The sequence below is a fragment of the Spirillospora sp. CA-128828 genome (assembly GCF_050945415.1).
Lineage (GTDB): Bacteria > Actinomycetota > Actinomycetes > Streptosporangiales > Streptosporangiaceae > Spirillospora.
On record NZ_CP191986.1, the window covers coordinates 2,169,740 to 2,188,261 of the forward strand.

The window sequence follows — 18,522 nt, forward strand, 5'->3', positions numbered from 1 at the left end:
ACCCCATTTTTCCGCCTGTTTTCCAGGCGGTGAGCGGCCCGCGCTTGACGAGCCGCGATGTCGCCGCGCAGGGTGGGTACTCATGAGGGCGGAGCCCACATGCCCGCGATGCGCGGGCCCTCTCAGCGCGCCGAGCCTCTGGTCCAGCGACTGGAGCTGCGGCGTGCACGGCGCCGTACTGCCGAGGCAGCCGTCCAAGCGTCCCGGCCCGGACGGGCTGGCCGCCGTGCTGCGCGACGCGAGAGTCCCCGTCTGGACGCCCTGGCCTCTTCCGCCGGCCTGGCTCGTCACGGGGTTCACCACGGTCGGGGACGATCGTTCCGGCGCGCGGGCGACGGCCGTCGCCGTGTCCGGGCCGGGCCTTCTGCGCGGTCCCGCCGACATGGTGCTGATCGCCGAGGAGCCCGGCATCGGGCTCGGCGCCCACTTCGCCGGGCTGGCGGGCGCCGACCCCGGCGAGGCGTTCAACGGGAGCCCGCCGCACGTGAAGCTCGACGTCAGCGGCCCGGCCGCGACGTGCGGCCAGTCCGTGCCGATGTGGGCGGTCGGCGCCCGCCCCGACCGGGCCGTCTACGCGGGGGAGGCGATGGGCAACTGGCTGTGGACGATCCTGTGGCCCGCCGACGCCGGGGTGCTCCTGCTGGAACGGCTGACCCTCCTCGACCTCCGCGAGCCGGGAATGGAACTCGATCTCCCCTACGGCGCCCACAGCCCGCGCCTCGACGCGTGACCGCCCCTTGACTCTGTGGCCCCTTGACGGCCAGGGCCGCTTGATATGAAGGGGCCATGCGGATCGATCTGCACTGCCACAGCCACGCGTCCGACGGCACCCGTCCGCCCGCGGAGGTCGTCCGGCGGGCGCGGCGGAACGGGGTGGACGTCCTCGCCCTCACCGACCACGACACCGTCACCGGATGGGACGAGGCCGCCGACGCGCTGCCGGACGGCCTGACGCTCGTCCCCGGCATCGAGCTGTCGTGCAAGCAGGACGGCCGGAGCCTCCACCTCCTCGGCTACCTGTTCGACCCCGCCGAGCCCGCGCTGGCCGCCGAGCTGGCCCGGGTCCGCGACGACCGGGTGATCAGGGCGCGGGGCATGGTGGACCGGCTCCGTGAACTGGGCGTGGACGTCACGTGGGGCATGGTCCGCGCGCTGGCCAGGGGCGAGGCGGTCGGACGCCCGCACATCGCGCGGGCCATGGTCGAGGCCGGTGCGATCGAGGCGCCGGAGGAGGCGTTCACGCAGCAGTGGATCGCGCAGGGCGGCCGCGCCCACGTCGAGCGGTACGCGCTCGACCCGGCACGGGCGGTCGAGCTGGTCCGCGCGGCCGGAGGAGTGTGCGTGCTGGCGCACCCGCGTGCGCGCCGCCGCGGATACGTCTTCGGGGACGAGGTGATCGAGGGTCTCGCCGCCGCCGGGCTCGCCGGGGTCGAGATCGACCACCCCGACCACGCCCCCGAGGACCGCGCCCGGCTGCGCGACCTCGCCGCCGGGCTCGGCCTGGTCGGGACCGGGTCCAGCGACGACCACGGGGCGCTGACCGGCGACCGGATCGGCGCCGAGACGACCGCTCCGGACGCCTTCGAGACGCTGCTCGCGGCCGCGACGGGCGGTGATCTCCGTCTGCCCGATGGGCGCCGAGAATCACGGTAGGGTGCGAAGTGTGGACGCGCGCATCGAACAGGTGGTGACGTCGGGGACGCTGACCCTCGACGACACCGAGTACGACGTCGAGAGCAACACCTACATCGTCGGCGACGACGACGAGGTCATCGTGATCGACCCGGCGTACGACGCCGAGGCCATCCTCAAGGAGGTCGGTGACCGCGAGGTCATGGCCGTCCTGCTGACCGACGGCAACGAGCACCACCTCAACGTGGTCTTGGAGGTCGCCGCCGCCGGCGAGGAGGACGAGGAGAACTGGGCGCCGATCGCGCTGCACCGCGCCGACCGGCTGCTGTGGCGCGACTATTTCGGCCGCCTCGCCAAGGAGGAGGAGGACGAGGACGACGCCAAGGCGCTGCGGTCCCTCGAACCCGACATCTGGCTGGAGGACGGCGGCATCTTCGAGATCGGCGAGGCGCAGCTGGAGATCCTGCACACCCCGGGCAACACGCCCGGCAGCGTGTGCGTGATCAGCGAGCAGCTCGGCCTGCTGTTCTCCGGCGACACCCTGCACCGCGGCCGTCCCGGCTCCATCGGCGGCGTCTACGAGGACCTGCGCAAGCAGCTCAACTCGATCGGCGCGCTGCTGACCCCGCTGCCGAAGGACCTGCGGATCCTCCCCGCCCAGGGCGACGAGACCACGGTCGGCGACGAGGACTCCCGCTGGGAGAGCTGGGGCTCCCTGGCGCAGGAAGACTGACCGGGGACGCTGGGCGTGGGTGCTGAGCAGCTGGGCTTCGACGGTATGCCCCAGCGGCTGTACGCGTGCACGCCGTCGAGGCTGAACACCTGGCTGGACTGCCCGCGCCGCTACCGGATGACCTACCTCGATCGTCCGATGCCGCCGAAGGGGCCGCGGTGGGCGCACAACAGCGTCGGCGTGAGCGTGCACAACGCGCTCGCCGGCTGGTGGCGGCTGCCCGTCCGCGAGCGCACGCCCGAGGCCGCCGGGACCCTGCTGGCCCGCGGCTGGCTGACGGACGGGTTCCGGGACGAGGCCCAGTCCGCCGAGTGGCGCGAGCGCGCCCGCGAGATGACCGAACGGTACGCCGCCGGTCTCGATCCCCACGACGAGCCGCTCGGCGTCGAACGCACGGTCGCGACCCGCACCGACCGGATCGCCGTCTCTGGGCGCATCGACCGGCTGGACGCGCGCGGCCCCGAGCTCGTCGTCGTCGACTACAAGACGGGACGGCACGTCCTGACCGCCGACGACGCGCGCGGCTCGCTCGCCCTGGCGATCTACGCGGTGGCGTCGTCCCGCGTCCTGCGCCGCCCGTGCCGCCGCGTCGAGCTGCACCACCTGCCGTCGGGCGAGGTCGCGGTGTGGGAGCACACCGACGAGTCGCTCGCCCGGCACATGCGCCGCGCCGAACAGATCGCCGCCGAGGCGTCCGCGGCGGACGAGGCTTACAAAGCCCTTCCGGGGGGCGGTGTTCCGAAGCCTCGCGTGGCGGAACCCCAGGACGGCGGCGTCGACCACGCCCGGTACGACGAGTTGTTCCCGCCGCGTCCGGGCAACCTGTGCTCGTGGTGCGACTTCGCCCGCCACTGCCCGGAGGGCCGGGAGGCCGCCCCCCGCAAGGAGCCCTGGGCGGCCCTTCCCGTCGACGTCGTCTAGGCCGGGGCGAGGGCCCGCTGATCGGGCCAGCGGCGCGGGTCGCGCAGGCCGTAGAGCCCCTTGCCGAGGTCGTATCCCTCCGCCGCGAGCCGCTGCCTCGACCGTTCGAGCATGTCGCGGGTGTTCTTGGCGAACGCGTAGTCGTGCAGCCGCTCCGGCACGGAGTTCAGCGCGAGCCGGAACGACCTCAGCGCCGCCGTCACCGCCGGCCGCGGCACCTCGGGGAGCACCCCGTACATGCGGCGGGCCCAGTCCGGCAGGGTGTAGTAGCAGAGCGCCCCGAACGGGAAGTAGCCCGGCTTTCCCGGCGCGAGGAACCGCAGGTTCTCCGGCATGGTGGGCCACATCAGGAACCGGACGGTCTCCGCCGCCTCCTCGGTGACCCGCAGCCGGGGACGCATGTCGGCGAAGAACGCCTCCATGTCCGCGACGCTGCCCGGGACGTCCTCGGCGTGGAGCCCGACGAGCGTCGCCGACCAGCGCTGCTCGTCCAGGTACCGGTCGGCCATGGCGCCGGTCAGCGGTAGCCCTGCCCGGCGCGCCACCTCCAGGTAGGAGTAGACCTCGGCGCAGTGCACCCAGAGCAGCAGCTCAGGCTGGTCGAGCCGTTCCTTCCTGCCGGTGTCGTGGTTCAGGATGCGCAGGCTCCGGTGGATCTCCCGCACCCGGTAGGCGGCCTCCTCGACCTCCTCGGGGCTGCCAAACGTCCCCAGGCCGACGAAGTCGGAGGTGCGCTGGAGCCGGCCGAACGGGTCCTCGCGGAAGTTGGAGTTCTGCCAGACACCCCACATGGCCATGGGGTGCAGCGCCTGAAGCATGAGGCTGCGCACCCCACCGACCCACATGGACCGGTCGATGTGCACGCGCCACGTGACGCTCTCGGGGGGCTGGACGGTCGCGGGCAAATCTCACACCTCACCAGTCGTCGTGCAACAAACTGGAGTAAGTGTCTCATTACATGAAGGCGGCCGCCAGATCGACCCCCGTGTTCGGTCTGTGGAGGTTGGTCGGCAGTGAGATGCATAAAGGATGTATATAAAGCTGCTATGCTTCAGGCATGAGTCGCCAAGGGGTCGTGCACGGCGCTTCCGATGCCATCGGGTCAGCCCTCTACGGTCTGGCCACCAGGGCCGTGAGACGCCTTCCCCGCGACATGAGCCTGACGTCCGCCGCCACCTTGGCGACCCTGGACAAGACCGGCCCGCGACGGATCACCGATCTGGCGGTGGCCGAGGGCGTCACCCAGCCCGCGATGACCGTCCTGGTCCGGGTGATGGAGGAATCCGGGCTGGTCGAGCGGACGGGCGATCCGTCCGACAAGCGGGTCACGCTGGTGTGCCTGACCGAGGCCGGCGCGTCGTACGTCCGGGCACGGCGCCAGGCGGGCGTCGACGCGTACGCGCGGTTGATCGACGAACTCACCGGTGACGAGGTCGAGGCCTTGGCAGCGGCCCTTCCGGCCCTGCTGCATCTGGCAGAGCTCGAAAGCCACGCCCGAGAGGAGTCGGACCGGTGACCGCGGCCCAGGCTCATGACCAGCCCATGAGTACTGCCCTGATACGTTCCGAGGCACGTCTGCTGGTCCCCGCCCTGATGTTCATCGCCCTGGTCGTGGCGGCGGTCGCCAGCCTCGGGGCGCCGCTCATCACCAGCGTGGCGACCACGTTCCACGTCTCCCTCGACAGCGCGCAGTGGACGCTGACCATCGCCTTGCTCAGCGGCGCCGTCGCCACACCCGTCCTCGGCCGGCTCGGCGCCGGTCCGCACCGACGGGCCACGATTCTCGCCACGCTGGCGATCGTCGTCGTCGGCAGCGCGCTCACCGTGCTGCCGCTGCCGTTCGCCTGGCTGCTCGCCGGCAGAGCGGCCCAAGGCGTCGGACTCGGTCTCACGGCGCTGATGATGGGCGTGGCCCGCGACCATCTTCCCGAGGAGCGCGGCGCGGCCACGATCGCCCTGATCTCAGTGGTCTCCATCATCGGAGCCGGCGTCGGCTACCCGCTGGCCGCGCTGCTCGCCGAGTTCGGCGGACTGCGGGCCGCCTACGGCTTCGGCCTGCTCGTCACCGCCATCGCATTCCTGACCGCTTGGCGCTCCATGCCCGCAGCTCCCGAAGGCCGCTCCGCTCACGTGAACGTGGCCGGTGCGCTCGTCCTGGCGGGCGGACTGCTCCTCGTCCTGTTCCTGGCCGGCGAGAGGAGCCTGTGGAGCCGACACCTCGCCGTGGCGGTGCCCCTTGCCGTTGCCGCCGTGTTCCTGCTGTGCGTCTGGACCGCCTCCGAGCTGCGCAGCACGACGCCTCTGGTCGACGTCCGGGCGGTACGGCACCCGGCGGTCGCCGGGGCGAACATCGCCATGTTCGTCGGCGGGAGCGGCATGTACCTCCTGCTCACGCTCATCACCCGCTACGCGCAGACGCCGCACAGCGCCGGCTACGGCTTCGGGCTGACCACCTTCGTGGCGGGGCTGGTCCTCATCCCGTTTTCCGTGCTGGGGTTCGTCGCCGGCAAGCTCACGCCCCGGCTCCGCGAACGGATCGACGGCCCCCTCCTCCTGGCCGGCAGCGCCGCCATCGTCGGCGGCGGGTTCGTCCTGTTCGCGGCGGCCCGGTCCAACCTGGCCGAACTGCTCGTGGCCATGGGCATGCTGGGCTTCGGCGTCGGCAGCTTCTCGGCCGCCATGCCCGGCGTCATCCTGGCCGTCACGCCCAAGAGCGAGACGTCGAGCGCCATGAGCTTCAACTACATCGTCCGCAGCGTCGGGTACTCCCTGGGCAGCGCCATCGGCGGTCTGGTCCTGGCCGCCGGCACCGACACCGGCCGCCTCTTCCCGGACGACGGCGCCTACACCACCGCGGCGCTGGTCGGCGTCGCCGCGATGGCGATCACGACGATGACCAGCCTCGTCCTCGCGCGCCGATCATGGATCTGGGCATACTTCCGAGCATCGATTCCGAACACAGGAGGTACCGTGGCCAAGGGCTACTGGGTCAGCGCCTACCGCACCATCGCAGACCCTGAGAAGGTCGCTGCCTACGACAAGCTGGCCGGTCCAGCCATCAAGGCCGCGGGCGGACGGCTGCTCTCCCGCGGCAGCCGGGTCGTCGCACGCGACGCCGGAATCGCCGAGCGCACCATCCTGATCGAGTTCGACAGCTTCGAACAGGCGGTCGCCGCATACGAGACTGCGGCCTACCAGGAAGCGCTGGCCGTACTTGCCGACGGCGTCGAGCGCGACCTCCGCATCATCGAAGGCCTCGACTGACGACCGATGCCGCGTCAGGGAGGAACACGATGCCGACTGCGGGATCACCCCGGCTCGGGCAGGTGTGTGAGGGCGTGCTGGAGGGCATCGGGGGCGACGTCGTTGAGGACCAGGCGGTCGGCGGGGTGCAGGAGAGCCGGGTCGCCCCGGCGCAGATCGGCGGCGCCTCCGGACGCGATCAGCAGGGTGCGGCGGCCGGTGGCGCGCGCGGGGCGCGCCCCAGTTCACCTGCGTCAGGTTCCATGGGACGCAACGCCCGGCTCCAGCAACGACTGCTCGGCCCAGATCGTCTTGCCCGTGGTGGTCTGCCGCGTCCCCCATCGCTGGGTGAGCTGGGCGACGAGCAGCAGGCCGCGGCCGCCCTCGTCGTAGACGTGCGCACGGCGCAGGTGCGGCGAGGTGGTGTTGGCGTCCGACACCTCGCATATCAGCGTGCGGTCGCGGATCAGCCGCAGCCGGATGGGCGGATCGCCGTACCGGATCGCGTTCGTGACCAGCTCGCTGACGATCAGCTCGGTGACGAACCCGGTCTCGACCAGCCCCCAGTCCTCCAGCTGCGCGAGGACGTTCTTGCGGACGGCGCCGACCTCCGCGGGATCGGGCGGAACATCCCAGGTGGCGACCTGGTCGGCGCCCAGGGCGCGGGTCCGGGCGAGCAGCAGCGCCACGTCGTCACCGGACCGTTCCGGCAGCGAGCCCAGCACGGTGTCGCACACGTCCTCCAGCGAGCCGCCGGAAGCGGCCAGTGCCCCGCACAGGTCTTCGATGCCACGGTCGAGGTCCCGGTCACGGCCCTCGACGAGCCCGTCGGTGTAGAGGGCGAGCATGGAGCCCTCGGGCAGTTCGAGCCGCGTCGACTCGAAGGGCAGGCCGCCGATGCCGAGCGGGGGTCCGGGGGACATCTCGACGAGCCGCACGGTGCCGTCGGGCAGCAGCAGGGCGGGCGGGGGGTGCCCGGCACCGGCCAGGGCGAGGCCGCGCGAGATGGGGTCGTAGATCGCGTACAGGCAGGTCGCGCCCATTTCCGCGACGTCATCGTCACGGTTCTCGTCCGTCGCCAGGTGGACCACCAGGTCGTCGACGTAGGTGAGGAGTTCGTCCGGCGGCAGGTCGACGTCGGCGAGGGTCCGCACCGCCGTGCGCAGTCGCCCCATGGTCGCCGAGGAGTGGATGCCGTGCCCCACCACGTCACCGACGACCAGGGCGACCCGGCATCCCGACAGCGGTATGACGTCGAACCAGTCGCCGCCGATGCCCGCCAGGGAACCGGCCGGGAGATACCGGTGGGCCACCTCCACCGCGGCCTGTCCGGGCAGTCGCTGCGGCAGCAGGCTGTGCTGGAGCGTCAGCGCGGTCGACCGCTCACGGGTGAATCTCCGGGCGTTGTCCACGCATACGGCGGCCCGGCTCGCCAGTTCCTCCGCGAGCGCGACATCGTCGCGGGCGAAGGACTCCGGGCGCAGAGCGCGGACGAAGACCGCGACTCCGAGCGTGGTCCCACGGGCCCGCAGCGGCACCGCCAGCAGCGAGTGGACGGGAACGTCGAGCTCGTGGATCTTGGCCGCCCGCGCGGCGTGCTCTGCCATCCACCGGTCGAAATCCGGTTCCCCCGCCCCGCTGAGCACGGGGTGCCCGCCCGCCAGCGACCGGGCGGGCGGTGAGAACGGCGGGTAGGCGTCCATCTCGCCCAGCCCGATGACGGCCTCCGGCGTTCCCGCGGTTCCGGACAGGTGCGCGACCCGGCGCAGCGCGAGGCCGGCACGCGCCGCCGCCGCCGCCTCGGGAGGGTCCGGTATGTCCGGTGCCAGCACCCAGTCGAGCAGATCGACGCTGGCGAAGTCGGCGAAGCGCGGAACGGCCAGCCCCACCAGTTCCTCAGTGGTCCGGACCACGTCCAGGGTGGTGCCGATGGTCGCCGAGGCCTCGTTCAGCAGGGCCAGCCGCTGCCGGGCCCAGTGCTGCTCGCTGCTGTCGAAAGCGGCCAGGCCGACCGCGGCGACCTCGCCCGAGCCGTCCCGGACCGGCCACATCTCGATGTTCCAGGCGTGCTCCCGGGTCCCCGAGGGCGCGTGCGTGTAGCTCTCGTAGTGGGAGGGGGTCCCGGATTCGGCCACCTCGCGCAGATGCCGGAGGAAACCCAGGCTGGTCTGGTCCTCCGGAACCGTGTGCCCGTAGAACCGGCCAGTCAGCGAATCCTCGCAGACCCCCATGACCTGGCAGGCCACGTCATTGAGCCGCAGATAGCGCTGGCCGGTGTCGAAGGCGGACATCGAGACGGACGCCTGCTGGAACACCCGCTCGGCCACCGTCGGTTCCGGCCCGCCGGGGGCGGTGGCGGTGACCACGAATCCCTGCGGTTCGCCGTCCCCGCCCAGGACGGGGCAGGCCCGCAGGGCCAGTTCGACGGGATGCCCGTCCCGGTGGCGCAGGACGACCACCCGGGGGAGCGCGCCCGCCGTCCACGCTTCGAGGGAGTCTCCGGCGAACAGTCCGGTCGCCGGGCGGCCCACGACGTCCTCAGCCGAGTATCCCGTCAACCGTAGGGCCGCATCGCTCCATCCGGTCACGATCCCCCGCGCATCGACGATCGCCGTGAAGTCGGCACTCGTCATACAACCCACGATGACCCCCGTGTCGCACGGGGTCAACCCGGCAACACGGCCGCACCGCCGACCCGATGATCTCTCGTGTCAGCGGTGGGCTCCGGCCTGTGCCACGGGTCCCCCGGCCGGCCGGATCGCCCATTCTGCAATCGGATTTCTCCGGACGCGCCGCCGAATCGGGATGGCACGACGAGCATTAATGGCCATGTTATTACACTCGGCTTTCTTGTGGTCGCGGCGTGTATGGAGAATGGCCCGTGAAACGGTCAACAGGGCACGCCGCAGGACGGCAGGGCGTAAGTGAGCAAGACCGAGGACAGTGCGGCAGACAGGGGGCGTCCATGGTCTAGAAGTCCGTTCTAAATGCTGCTCCTGGGCCCTTGACGGAGGCTGAGCCGACTTCCTACAGTCGAGTAACTTAGCGATTGATCTTGGAACGGGTGCGGTCTCCGGCATGGGTTCCGCACGCTCCGAGAATGGTCGGTCACGGCTTTGCCGCATTTTCTCACCCTCGGGACACCGATGTTTGTTCCGGCATGCCCGAAACGGGGGTCCGTGGGAATGCGCAGGCGCATTGGGTGCATGTGAGTTCTCGAATAGCGATCGTCGGCATGGCGTGCCGGTTCCCGGACGCCTCGTCTCCCGAAGAGCTGTGGGACAACGTCCTGGCCGGGCGGCGGTCGTTCCGCCGCATCCCGTCCCAGCGGGTCAGGCTGGAGGACTACTACAACGCCGACCGGAGTTCCGCCGACCACATCTACATCACCGAGGCGGCGCTGCTGCGCGACTGGGAGTTCGACCGGGTCCGCTTCAAGGTCGCCGGTTCCACCTACCGGAACGCCGACCTGACCCACTGGCTCGCGCTGGAGACGGCGGCCGAGGCGCTGGCCGACGCCGGATTCCCCGAGGGCCGCGGCGCGCCCGGCGAGACCACCGGCGTGCTCGTCGGCAACTCCCTCACCGGCGAGGGCATCCGCGCCGCGCAGATGCGGCTGCGCTGGCCGTACGTCCGCCGCGTGGTGGCGGACGCGCTGAAGGGCGACGTCGAGACCGACCGGCTCGCGACGCTGCTCGCCGACCTGGAGCACTCCTACAAGGCGCCCTTCCCCGTCCCGGACGGCGACTCGCTGGCGGGCGGCCTGTCCAACACGATCGCCGGCCGCATCTGCAACCACTTCGACTTCAACGGCGGCGGCTACGTGGTGGACGGCGCGTGCGCGTCGTCGCTGCTGTCGGTCATCACCGCCTGCAACTCGCTGCTGACCGGCGACATGGACCTCGCGGTCGCGGGCGGCGTGGACATCAGCGTCGACGCCACCGAGCTGATCGGCTTCTCCCGGGCCGGCGCACTGGCCGTCGAGGAGATGCGCGTCTACGACCAGCGGTCCGCCGGGTTCTGGCCCGGCGAGGGCTGCGGCATGGTCGTGCTGATGCGCGAGGAGGACGCGGTCGCGAAGGGCCACCGCGTGCACGGGTTCATCGACGGGTGGGGCGTGTCGTCCGACGGGGCGGGCGGCATCACCCGTCCGGAGACCGACGGCCAGCGGCTGGCGCTGGACCGCGCCTACCGGCGCGCCGGGTTCGGCCCGGACGAGGTCGCCTACTTCGAGGGGCACGGGACCGGCACGGCCGTCGGCGACGCGGCCGAGCTGGAGACGCTGATCGAGGCGCGCCGCGCGGCCGGCGGGTCCGCGCCGCCCGCCGCGGTCGGCTCGATCAAGGCCAACATCGGGCACACCAAGGCCGCCGCGGGCGTCGCCGGGCTGATCAAGAGCGTCCTGTCGGTGGGCGCGGGCGTGCTGCCGCCGACGACCGGCTGCGAGCGTCCGCACCCGCTGCTGGACGAGGGCCGCGACGCGCTGCGCGTCCTGCGCAAGGGCGAGGCGTGGCCGGACGGCGCGCCGCTCCGCGCGGGCGTCAGCGCCATGGGCTTCGGCGGCATCAACACCCACCTGGTGGTCGAGGCGCCGCGGCCGTCCCGGCGCGTCCGGGTCGGCACCCGCGCCCGGACGCTGATCAACTCGCCGCAGGACGCGGAGCTGTTCACCCTGGACGCCGGCACGCCCGCGGAGCTCGCCGAACGCGCGACCGCGCTGGCCGCCGCGGCGGAGGCGGCGGCCCGGTCGGAGCTGCCCGACCTCGCCGCCCACCTGGCCGGGCGGCTGGACCGGCGGCCGTGGCGCGCCGCCGTCGTCGCGAGCACCCCGGCGAAGCTCGCGGACGCCCTCCGCCGCGTCGCCGAGCTGGCCGCCGAGGATACGCCCCGCCACATCGACCGGCGTCCGGGGTGTTCGTCGGTGGCCCGGCCGATCCGGCCGGCATCGTGTTCCTGTTCCCCGGCCAGGGCTCGGGGACCCGCTCGGACGGCGGGGCGCTGCGCCGCCGTTTCGAGTCGGTGGACGAGCTGTACAAGACGGCCGCGCTGCCCGCCGGCGCTGACCAGGTGGAGACCGCGGTCGCCCAGCCGCGCATCGCGACCGCGTCCGCGGCGGGGCTGCGGGTGCTCACCGCGCTGGGCGTGGAGGGCCGCGCCGCCGTCGGGCACAGCCTCGGCGAGATCACCGCGCTGCACTGGGCCGACGCCCTCGACGAGGACGCGCTGCTGCGGATCGCGGCGGCGCGCGGCGCGACGATGAGCGAGCTGGCCGAGGACGACGGCGCCATGGCCGGCATCACCGCGGACGCCGAAACCGTCGCCGCGCTGCTCGCCGAGGAGGATGACGGGGTCGTCATCGCGGGCCACAACGGCCCCCGGCAGACCGTGGTGTCAGGGCCGGCGGACGGGCTGCTGCGGGTCATCGGCCGCGCCACCCGTGCCGGGCTGCGGGCGGTCCGGCTGCCGGTATCGCACGCGTTCCACTCGCCGCTGGTCGCTCCCGCCGCCGAGGCGTTCGAGGGCCGGCTGCGCGGCGAGCCGCTCGCGCCCGTGCGCCGCCGGGTGTTCTCCACGGTGACCGGCGCGCCGCTGTCCCCGGCGCTGACGCCGGACGAGCTGCGCGACCTGCTGCGCGAGCAGATCACCGCGCCCGTCCTGTTCGCCGAGGCCCTCACTGCTGCGGTCAACAACGCCGAAGGCGCTTCGGGGGGTGTGGGGGGTCGTCCCTCCTCGGACAGGACAGGCACGGGGGGCGCCGACCTGCTCATCGAGGTCGGGCCCGGGCAGGTCCTCACCCAGCTGGCCGGCGAGATCACCGGCGTCCCGGCCGTGGCGACCCGCACCGACGAGGACTCCCTGACCGGGCTGCTCGCCGCGCTCGGCGCCGCGTTCGCCGTCGGCGCGGGCGTGCGTGTGCCCGAACTGTTCGCCGACCGGCTGATCCGGCCGTTCGACCCCGACAGCGAGCCGGCGTTCATCGGCAACTTCTGCGAGATCGTCCCCGAGGTCGATGCCGCGCTGCTCGCCGGCGCCTCGGCGCGTGCCGCCATGCCCGGCGCCGCGTCCGACGAGGGAGTCCCGGAGGACGTGGACACCGACGATCCGCTGCTGCTCCTGCGCACGCTGGTCGCGCGCCGCGCCGAGTTCCCGCTGGAGGCCGTCCAGGCGGACAGCAAGTTCCTGGACGACCTGCACCTCAGCTCCATCGTGGTGTCGGAGCTCGTCGGCGAGGCGATGCGCACGCTGGAGCTGGCCGAGCCCGCCGCTCCCACCGGCTATGCGACCGCGACCCTCGGGCAGGTCGCCGAGACCCTGCAGGAGCTGGTCGCGGGCGGGGCGGCCGGGGCGGAGAACACCGAGGCCGCCGCCGCGAAGATCGTCCCGCCGGGCGTGGGGCCGTGGGTGCGGGCCTTCGCGGTGGACCGCCGCGAGGTCCCGGTACCCGGCCGCTCCGCGCCGCGGGCGGACGGCGCCTGGCAGATCGTCGGCGACCATCCCGCCGCGGATTCGCTGCGCGCGGCGCTGGAGTCCGCGCGGCTGGGCGACGGCGTGCTGGTGATCGTCCCGTCCGGCGGAGACCGGCTGGCCACGCTGCGGAACGGCGCCGCCGCCGTCCTCGCCGGCAAGGACGTGACGCGCTGCGTCTTCGTCGAGGACGGCCCCGGCGCTGCCGGGTTCGCCAAGACGCTGCACCTGGAGGCGCCCTGGGTGGCGACCACCGTCGTGACCGCCCCGCTGGACGACCCCGCCGCCCGGACCGGGTCGCCGCCGAGGCCGCCGCCACGAGCCGCTTCCGCGAGGTGATCCACGACGGCGTCCGCCGCGAGCCCGTGCTGGCGCCGGTCGAGCCGCGCGGCACCGACCTGCCGCTCGGCCCGGACGACGTGCTGCTCGTCACCGGCGGCGGCAAGGGCATCTCCGCCGAATGCGCCCTGGCGCTGGCGCGGGAGAGCGGCGCGAGGCTCGCCCTGGTCGGACGCTCCGACCCGGCGGGCGACGAGGAACTGACCGCCAACCTCGACCGGATGGAGGCCGCCGGCGTCACCGCCCGCTACCTGCGCGCCGACGTCACCGACGCCGACCGGGTCGCCGCGGCCGTCGCCGCGGCGGAGGCGGCCCTCGGCCCGGTCACCGCCGTTCTGCACGGCGCGGGCGGGAACGTCCCGAAGCTGCTGGACGAGCTGACCGACGACGACTACGCCCGCACCATCGACCCCAAGGTCGCCGGGCTGGAGGCCGTCCTCGGCGCCGTCGACACCGCCCGGCTGCGGCTCGTCGTCACCTTCGGCAGCATGACCGGACGTGCCGGCCTGCGCGGCGAGGCCCACTACGCCGTCGCCAACGAATGGCAGAGCGACCTGGTCGAACGGCTCGCCGCCGAGCATCCGCACTGCCGGTTCCGCGCCGTCGAATGGTCGCTGTGGTCGGGCGTCGGCATGGGGGAGCGGCTCGGCTCGGTCGAGAACCTGTCCCGCGCCGGCGTCACCACGATCACCCCCGACCAGGGCGTGGCGATGCTGCGCGACCTCGTCGCCGACCCGGCCGCGCCCGTCGTCGCCGTCGTCACCGGGCGGTTCGGCGAGATGCCGACGGTGTCGTTCGGCGCGGGCCGGCTGCCGCTGCTGCGCTTCCTCGAACGGCCCCGGGTGAACTATCCGAGCATCGAGCTGGTCGCCGACGCCGACGTCGGCTGGGGCAGCGACCCCTATCTCGCCGAGCACGTCTTCGGCGGCGGCACCGAGGCCGTCCTGCCAGGGACCGTCGGGATGGAGATCATGGCGCAGGGCGCGGCGGCGCTGCTCGGGTCCGAAACGGTGCCGGTCCTCACCGACGTGGAGTTCCTGCGGGCGATCGCCGTCCCGGCGGACGCGACGGTCACCGTCCGGGTCGCCGTGCTGCGCACCTCGCCCGGCAGCGTCAGCGCCGTCGTCCGGTGCAGCACCACGAACTTCCAGATGGACCACTTCCGCGCGGTCTGCGAGGCGCCCGGCGGGAAGCCGAAGGGCAGCGGGCTCGTCCGGCCGGAGAACGCGGCGCTGCCGCCGATGGCGATCGATCCGCAGACCGAGCTGTACGGGCCGATGCTGTTCCACGGGCCCCGGTTCCGGCTGATGGGCGACATCCGGCGGGCGGACGCCAAGCACGTCACCGCCCGGCTGCTGCCCGACACGCGCGTCGACTGGTTCGGCCGGTACCTGCCCGGCCGGCTGCTGCTCGGCGATCCCGCCGCCCGCGACGCGTACATGCAGCCGCTCGCGCTGTGCGCCCCGACGGTCCTGGCGATCCCGGCGGGGGTGCGGCGGCTCGTCCCCGGGCCGGCGGCCGGCGCGACGGCCGCCTTCGTCCACGCCCGCCACCGGGTGGAGGACGGCTGCTGGGACATGGACGTCACCGACGAGGACGGCGAGCTGATCGAGACCTGGGAGGGCTTCACGACCCGGATGGTCGAGAAGTTCCCGCTGCCCGCGGGCTGGGTGCCCACGCTGCTCGGCCCCTACGTGGAGCACGCCCTCGTGGAGTTCGGCCTCGCGGGAAGGGCGATCGTGGACACCGACCCGGAGGGCGCGTCCCGGCGCGCGGCCGCGGAGCTCGCCGTCCGGCGGCTGCTCGGCGGCGACGTCCGGCTGCGGCACCGCCCGGACGGCAAGCCGGAGGCGGGCGACGGCCGGGCCGTGTCGATCTCGCACTGCGCGGGCGTCACCCTCGCGACCAGCACGCCCGGTTGCGACCTGGAGCTGGTCACGGCCCGCGACCGCGAGACTTGGGCGGGCCTGCTCGGTCCCGACGGCCTCGCGCTGGCCGGGACGCTGGACGAGGACTTCGACACGGCCGCGACCCGCGTCTGGGCGGCGGGCGAATCGGCGGTCAAGGCTGGCCTGCCCGCCGGCACCCCGTTCACGCTCCTCTCCACCCACGAGGACGGATGGGCCGTCCTGGCGGCCGGCGACCATCGCGTGGCGACCATGGCCACCGGCCTCCGCGGCGTAGCCGACCCCGTCGTCCTGGCCGTCCTCACGGAGGACGCGTTGTGAAGGGTTACGAGTACCGGCACATCGTCACCATCGAGGACACCGACCTGCTCGGCAACGTCAACTACGTCAACTACATCAGCTGGCAGGGACGCGCCCGCGAACTGTGCTTGCGCGAGTTCACCCCGGACGTGGTCGCCGGCTTCGGGGACGGCGTGCGGCTGCTCACCGTGAGCTGCCAGTGCGACTACCTGCGGGAGCTGACCATCTTCGACGAGGTCTCGGTCCGGATGACGCTCGGCGAGGTCGGCCAGACGCAGCTGACGATGAAGTTCGAGTACTGGAGGCAAGTTTCGTCCGGTGAGGAACTCGTCGCCACGGGTGAGCAGCGCGTCGCCTGCGTCCGCGCGGACGCCGACGGCAACATGGCCCCCGCCCGGATCCCCGAGTCGATGCGCCGCCTGATGGACGCCGTGTCGGCGGGCCGCTGAAGAAGGAGACGACCATGGAAGGCGTATCCGCGACGGCCCGCTGGACGGCCGCCGCCCGCGCGGTGGAGACGCGCCGCCCCGACGCCCTGTTCACCGACGACCTCGCCGAGGCGCTCGCCGGTCCCGAGGGTTTCGCCCGCTTCGAACGCTACGACAATCCGGGCACGACCGAGTTCCTCGCGATCCGGACGCGCTGGCTCGACGAGGTAATCGGACGCTCCGCGCGGACCCAGGTCGTCCTGGTCGCGGCGGGCCTCGACACCCGGTCAGTGCGGCTGGACTGGGCGTCCGCGACCGTCCTGTACGAACTCGACCAGGCCGGCCTCATGGAGTGGAAGGAGAAACGGCTCGCCGAACTGGACGCCGTCCACCGCTGCGACAGGCGCGGCATCGGCACCGACCTGACCGGTCCGTGGGAGGAGACGCTCCGTTCGGCCGGCTGGGACCCGTCCGTCCCCACCCTGTGGATCGCCGAAGGGCTGCTGTTCTACCTGCCGGAACCCGACGCCCGGACACTGCTGGAGCGGCTCGCCGCAAGCTCGGCACCCGGCAGCGTCCTGGCCGGCGACCTGATCGCGCACCAGTCGATGATCAGCGAGTTCACCCAGGAGGGCCTGGCGCGCCTGCGCGCGGACGGCTGCCCCTGGCTCTGGGGCACCGACCGCCCCGAGGAGTTCCTGAACTCATGCGGCTGGACGCCCGGCGACCTGCGGCTGCCGGGCGAGGACGGTGCCTCGTTCGGCCGCTGGCCGTGGCCGCCGCTGCCCCGCGACACCCTCGGCTTCCCTATGAACCACCTCTTCACCGCGACGGTCTGACGCGCCGCGCCCGCGGGCACTCCGGCGTCCGCGGGCGCGCCGGAGGTTTCACAGGGTGTCGTCCCGCATGACGTCCAGGTTCATGAACCGGGGGCCGGAGCGGCACAGCGCCTGCATCTGCTCGGCGATCTGCCTGGTCTCGGGCAGATCGCTGTTCCGCATGGCCTCCTCGTAGGAGGGGAACTCGACGATGTCCACGAAGTGGGCCGGGTTCTCGCGGTCCCGGGTGTGGAACTCGTGCGTCGCCGTGCGCTTGCCTTCGGTCGCGGACGCCCACTCGTCGAACAGCCCGTCCAGCTCTGCCTGGCGGTCGGTCTCGTACTCGATGATCTGTACGAAGCTCATGTGTCTCAACCTCCTGCCATCGCTCGCTCGTCCTTGAGGTGGGTGCGGATCTCCTCACGCAACTCCGGAGTGTCCTCGTGCCCGTGCACCGATACCGCGTGCTCGGTGGCGGCGCGGACGACCTCGTCCTCTTCGCCGCTGATGGTGAGCGTGCAGCCGGACTCGCTCGGCATCTCCCTGCAGTCGGCCACCTTGCGCATGATTCCCCCTCGCCGCCCGGCCCCGGCGCGCGCGAGTCGCGATCATGCTTCGCGGCGCCGGCCGTCCAGGCCCGTTCCCGCCACACCACCACCACATGGCAACTCCCTATCAATCGTGACATATGCCCATGTCAGAGGGAAGCTGTCGGAGGCGCGGTGTACGGTGACGCCTCCGCTGAAGAGAGGCTGAGCCGATGGACTGGGTCGAGTCCGCTGGGGGCCCGCTGCTGGCCGCGCCCGCGTCCCAACTCGCGCGCTGGGAGGGCGCCACGGACGACGAAGGCCCCGTCGAGACGTGGGGCGACTACGGGCGCGCGTGCGCGGTCGAGGGCTACATCGGCCTGGTCGACATCGGCGCCGGGCAGGCCCTCGTCCTCGGCGACGAGCCCGCCACGACGACCTACCTGCCCGACGAGCGACTCTTCCTCCGCTGGGCCGCCGCGGACTCGGAGGCCGGACTCGTGTCCGCGGCCAGGCAGGCCCTCCACGACATCACGTGGGACGAAGAGATCACCTGGGGCGTCGACGGCCCGATCGTCCTCTTCGACTCGGCCTGGCCCGGCGCGACCCCGGAGCCCGGCAACCACCTGACCATCGACCTGGCCGCCGCCCGCTACCGCGTCCGCGCCGCCTACAGGCAGGACGACCGCAACTGGATGATCCTCGTCCAGCTCACTCCCGTGCCCTAGCCGCGCCGGCCCCGGACGAGGTCCAGGGCCATCTCGGCCATCAGGTCGGCCAGCTCGTCCAGGGACAACCGGCCGCCGGGGTGGTACCAGGTGCTGACGCTGTTGCACATCGCGAGGAGCGAGAGGCGGGTGACCGACAGGTCGCGCAGCTCGAACTGGCCCGCCTCCACGCCGGCCCGCAGCACCTCGTTCCAGATGCGCCCGAACACGGCGCGCAGGTCGCGGACGGGCGTCCAGCTTCCGTCGGCGTCCGTCCTCGGCATCTCGCGGGCGCTGGTGTTCCACAGTTCGGCGCCCGTCCCCTGCTCGCGGACGTGCGCCCGGACGAGGTTGGCCAGCCTGGCGGTCGGGTCGGGATCGAGGTCCGCGGCCTCCTTGGCGACCGCCACCGCGCGCTGGAGCGCGTCCTCGGTCTATGGACTACTCGCGCGCTGGTGTGGCGGGCAACGAGCTGATCCGTGCGGCGCTGCAGGGCGGGGCT

At 72.8% G+C, this 18,522-nt stretch carries 16 protein-coding genes and 1 pseudogene; 12 read left to right on the forward strand and 5 right to left on the reverse strand.

What is annotated here, in order from left to right:
• Window positions 1-82: 82 nt before the first annotated feature.
• From ACQPXG_RS10925 to ACQPXG_RS10940, 4 genes are read left to right on the forward strand one after another with little or no spacing between them, the layout of a single operon-like run.
• Window positions 83-730, forward strand: a complete 648-nt coding sequence (locus tag ACQPXG_RS10925) for a DUF6758 family protein (RefSeq protein WP_433467527.1) — start codon at window positions 83-85, stop codon at window positions 728-730.
• 56 nt (window positions 731-786) lie between these two features.
• Complete coding sequence (locus ACQPXG_RS10930) at window positions 787-1,653, forward strand: PHP domain-containing protein (RefSeq protein ID WP_433467528.1); 867 nt, start codon at window positions 787-789, stop codon at window positions 1,651-1,653.
• A gap of 10 nt (window positions 1,654-1,663) precedes the next feature.
• Window positions 1,664-2,365, forward strand: a complete 702-nt coding sequence (locus tag ACQPXG_RS10935) for an MBL fold metallo-hydrolase (RefSeq protein WP_433467529.1) — start codon at window positions 1,664-1,666, stop codon at window positions 2,363-2,365.
• A gap of 15 nt (window positions 2,366-2,380) precedes the next feature.
• Entirely contained in the window at window positions 2,381-3,286 is a 906-nt protein-coding gene (locus tag ACQPXG_RS10940) for a RecB family exonuclease (protein WP_433467530.1), read from the forward strand.
• On the opposite strand, the gene ACQPXG_RS10945 is transcribed toward ACQPXG_RS10940, so the two are convergent.
• A complete protein-coding gene (locus ACQPXG_RS10945) occupies window positions 3,283-4,191 on the reverse strand; it encodes an oxygenase MpaB family protein (protein ID WP_433467531.1) in 909 nt (302 codons plus the stop codon). The genes ACQPXG_RS10940 and ACQPXG_RS10945 overlap by 4 nt on opposite strands.
• 152 nt (window positions 4,192-4,343) lie before the next feature.
• Here ACQPXG_RS10945 and ACQPXG_RS10950 point away from each other — a divergent pair, with 152 nt between their 5' ends.
• Both ACQPXG_RS10950 and ACQPXG_RS10955 read left to right on the forward strand, forming a co-directional pair.
• Window positions 4,344-4,802, forward strand: coding sequence for a MarR family winged helix-turn-helix transcriptional regulator (locus ACQPXG_RS10950; protein ID WP_433467532.1), 459 nt, complete (start codon window positions 4,344-4,346; stop codon window positions 4,800-4,802).
• A 26-nt stretch (window positions 4,803-4,828) separates the two neighbouring features.
• Window positions 4,829-6,550, forward strand: coding sequence for an MFS transporter (locus tag ACQPXG_RS10955; protein ID WP_433467533.1), 1,722 nt, complete (start codon window positions 4,829-4,831; stop codon window positions 6,548-6,550).
• Window positions 6,551-6,783: 233 nt separating this feature from the next.
• Here ACQPXG_RS10955 and ACQPXG_RS10960 read toward each other — a convergent pair whose 3' ends face one another.
• Window positions 6,784-9,162: a SpoIIE family protein phosphatase gene (locus ACQPXG_RS10960; protein WP_433467534.1), complete on the reverse strand. Its 2,379-nt coding sequence runs from the start codon at window positions 9,160-9,162 to the stop codon at window positions 6,784-6,786.
• 602 nt (window positions 9,163-9,764) lie between these two features.
• On the opposite strand from ACQPXG_RS10960, the pseudogene ACQPXG_RS10965 reads away from it, so the two are divergent.
• The 5 genes and pseudogenes from ACQPXG_RS10965 to ACQPXG_RS10985 form a co-directional block, all read left to right on the forward strand.
• A pseudogene (locus ACQPXG_RS10965) lies at window positions 9,765-10,913 on the forward strand (beta-ketoacyl synthase N-terminal-like domain-containing protein); the annotation flags it as partial.
• A 683-nt stretch (window positions 10,914-11,596) separates the two neighbouring features.
• Window positions 11,597-13,333, forward strand: a complete 1,737-nt coding sequence (locus tag ACQPXG_RS10970; RefSeq protein WP_433467535.1) for an ACP S-malonyltransferase — start codon at window positions 11,597-11,599, stop codon at window positions 13,331-13,333.
• Window positions 13,330-15,561, forward strand: a complete 2,232-nt coding sequence (locus ACQPXG_RS10975) for an SDR family NAD(P)-dependent oxidoreductase (RefSeq protein WP_433467536.1) — start codon at window positions 13,330-13,332, stop codon at window positions 15,559-15,561. The genes ACQPXG_RS10970 and ACQPXG_RS10975 overlap by 4 nt, the downstream gene beginning before the upstream one ends.
• Window positions 15,558-15,989 (forward strand): acyl-CoA thioesterase, encoded by a 432-nt coding sequence (locus ACQPXG_RS10980; RefSeq protein ID WP_433467537.1) that lies wholly within the window; start codon window positions 15,558-15,560, stop codon window positions 15,987-15,989. The genes ACQPXG_RS10975 and ACQPXG_RS10980 overlap by 4 nt, the downstream gene beginning before the upstream one ends.
• Before the next feature lie 14 nt (window positions 15,990-16,003).
• The gene (locus ACQPXG_RS10985; protein WP_433467538.1) at window positions 16,004-16,807 is read left to right on the forward strand and encodes a class I SAM-dependent methyltransferase; all 804 of its coding nucleotides are present in this window, start codon (window positions 16,004-16,006) and stop codon (window positions 16,805-16,807) included.
• 48 nt (window positions 16,808-16,855) lie between these two features.
• On the opposite strand, the gene ACQPXG_RS10990 is transcribed toward ACQPXG_RS10985, so the two are convergent.
• Window positions 16,856-17,152: a hypothetical protein gene (locus ACQPXG_RS10990; protein ID WP_433467539.1), complete on the reverse strand. Its 297-nt coding sequence runs from the start codon at window positions 17,150-17,152 to the stop codon at window positions 16,856-16,858.
• A gap of 5 nt (window positions 17,153-17,157) precedes the next feature.
• A complete protein-coding gene (locus tag ACQPXG_RS10995) occupies window positions 17,158-17,352 on the reverse strand; it encodes a DUF1059 domain-containing protein (protein WP_433467540.1) in 195 nt (64 codons plus the stop codon).
• Between the two features lie 194 nt (window positions 17,353-17,546).
• On the opposite strand from ACQPXG_RS10995, the gene ACQPXG_RS11000 reads away from it, so the two are divergent.
• Window positions 17,547-18,041 (forward strand): Imm21 family immunity protein, encoded by a 495-nt coding sequence (locus tag ACQPXG_RS11000; protein ID WP_433467541.1) that lies wholly within the window; start codon window positions 17,547-17,549, stop codon window positions 18,039-18,041.
• Here ACQPXG_RS11000 and ACQPXG_RS11005 read toward each other — a convergent pair.
• Complete coding sequence (locus ACQPXG_RS11005; RefSeq protein ID WP_433467542.1) at window positions 18,038-18,430, reverse strand: hypothetical protein; 393 nt, start codon at window positions 18,428-18,430, stop codon at window positions 18,038-18,040. The genes ACQPXG_RS11000 and ACQPXG_RS11005 overlap by 4 nt on opposite strands.
• Between the last annotated feature and the right edge of the window lie 92 nt (window positions 18,431-18,522).

Excerpts from the sequence above, each read along its gene's own strand:
- ACQPXG_RS10985 (WP_433467538.1), top strand. The coding sequence starts at position 16,004 with ATGGAAGGCGTATCCGCGACGGCCCGCTGGACGGCCGCCGCCCGCGCG.
- ACQPXG_RS10960 (WP_433467534.1), bottom strand. The coding sequence starts at position 9,162 with ATGACGAGTGCCGACTTCACGGCGATCGTCGATGCGCGGGGGATCGTG.
- ACQPXG_RS10995 (WP_433467540.1), bottom strand. The coding sequence starts at position 17,352 with ATGCGCAAGGTGGCCGACTGCAGGGAGATGCCGAGCGAGTCCGGCTGC.
- ACQPXG_RS11000 (WP_433467541.1), top strand. The coding sequence starts at position 17,547 with ATGGACTGGGTCGAGTCCGCTGGGGGCCCGCTGCTGGCCGCGCCCGCG.
- ACQPXG_RS10955 (WP_433467533.1), top strand. The coding sequence starts at position 4,829 with ATGAGTACTGCCCTGATACGTTCCGAGGCACGTCTGCTGGTCCCCGCC.
- ACQPXG_RS10930 (WP_433467528.1), top strand. The coding sequence starts at position 787 with ATGCGGATCGATCTGCACTGCCACAGCCACGCGTCCGACGGCACCCGT.
- ACQPXG_RS10925 (WP_433467527.1), top strand. The coding sequence starts at position 83 with ATGAGGGCGGAGCCCACATGCCCGCGATGCGCGGGCCCTCTCAGCGCG.
- ACQPXG_RS10990 (WP_433467539.1), bottom strand. The coding sequence starts at position 17,152 with ATGAGCTTCGTACAGATCATCGAGTACGAGACCGACCGCCAGGCAGAG.
- ACQPXG_RS10950 (WP_433467532.1), top strand. The coding sequence starts at position 4,344 with ATGAGTCGCCAAGGGGTCGTGCACGGCGCTTCCGATGCCATCGGGTCA.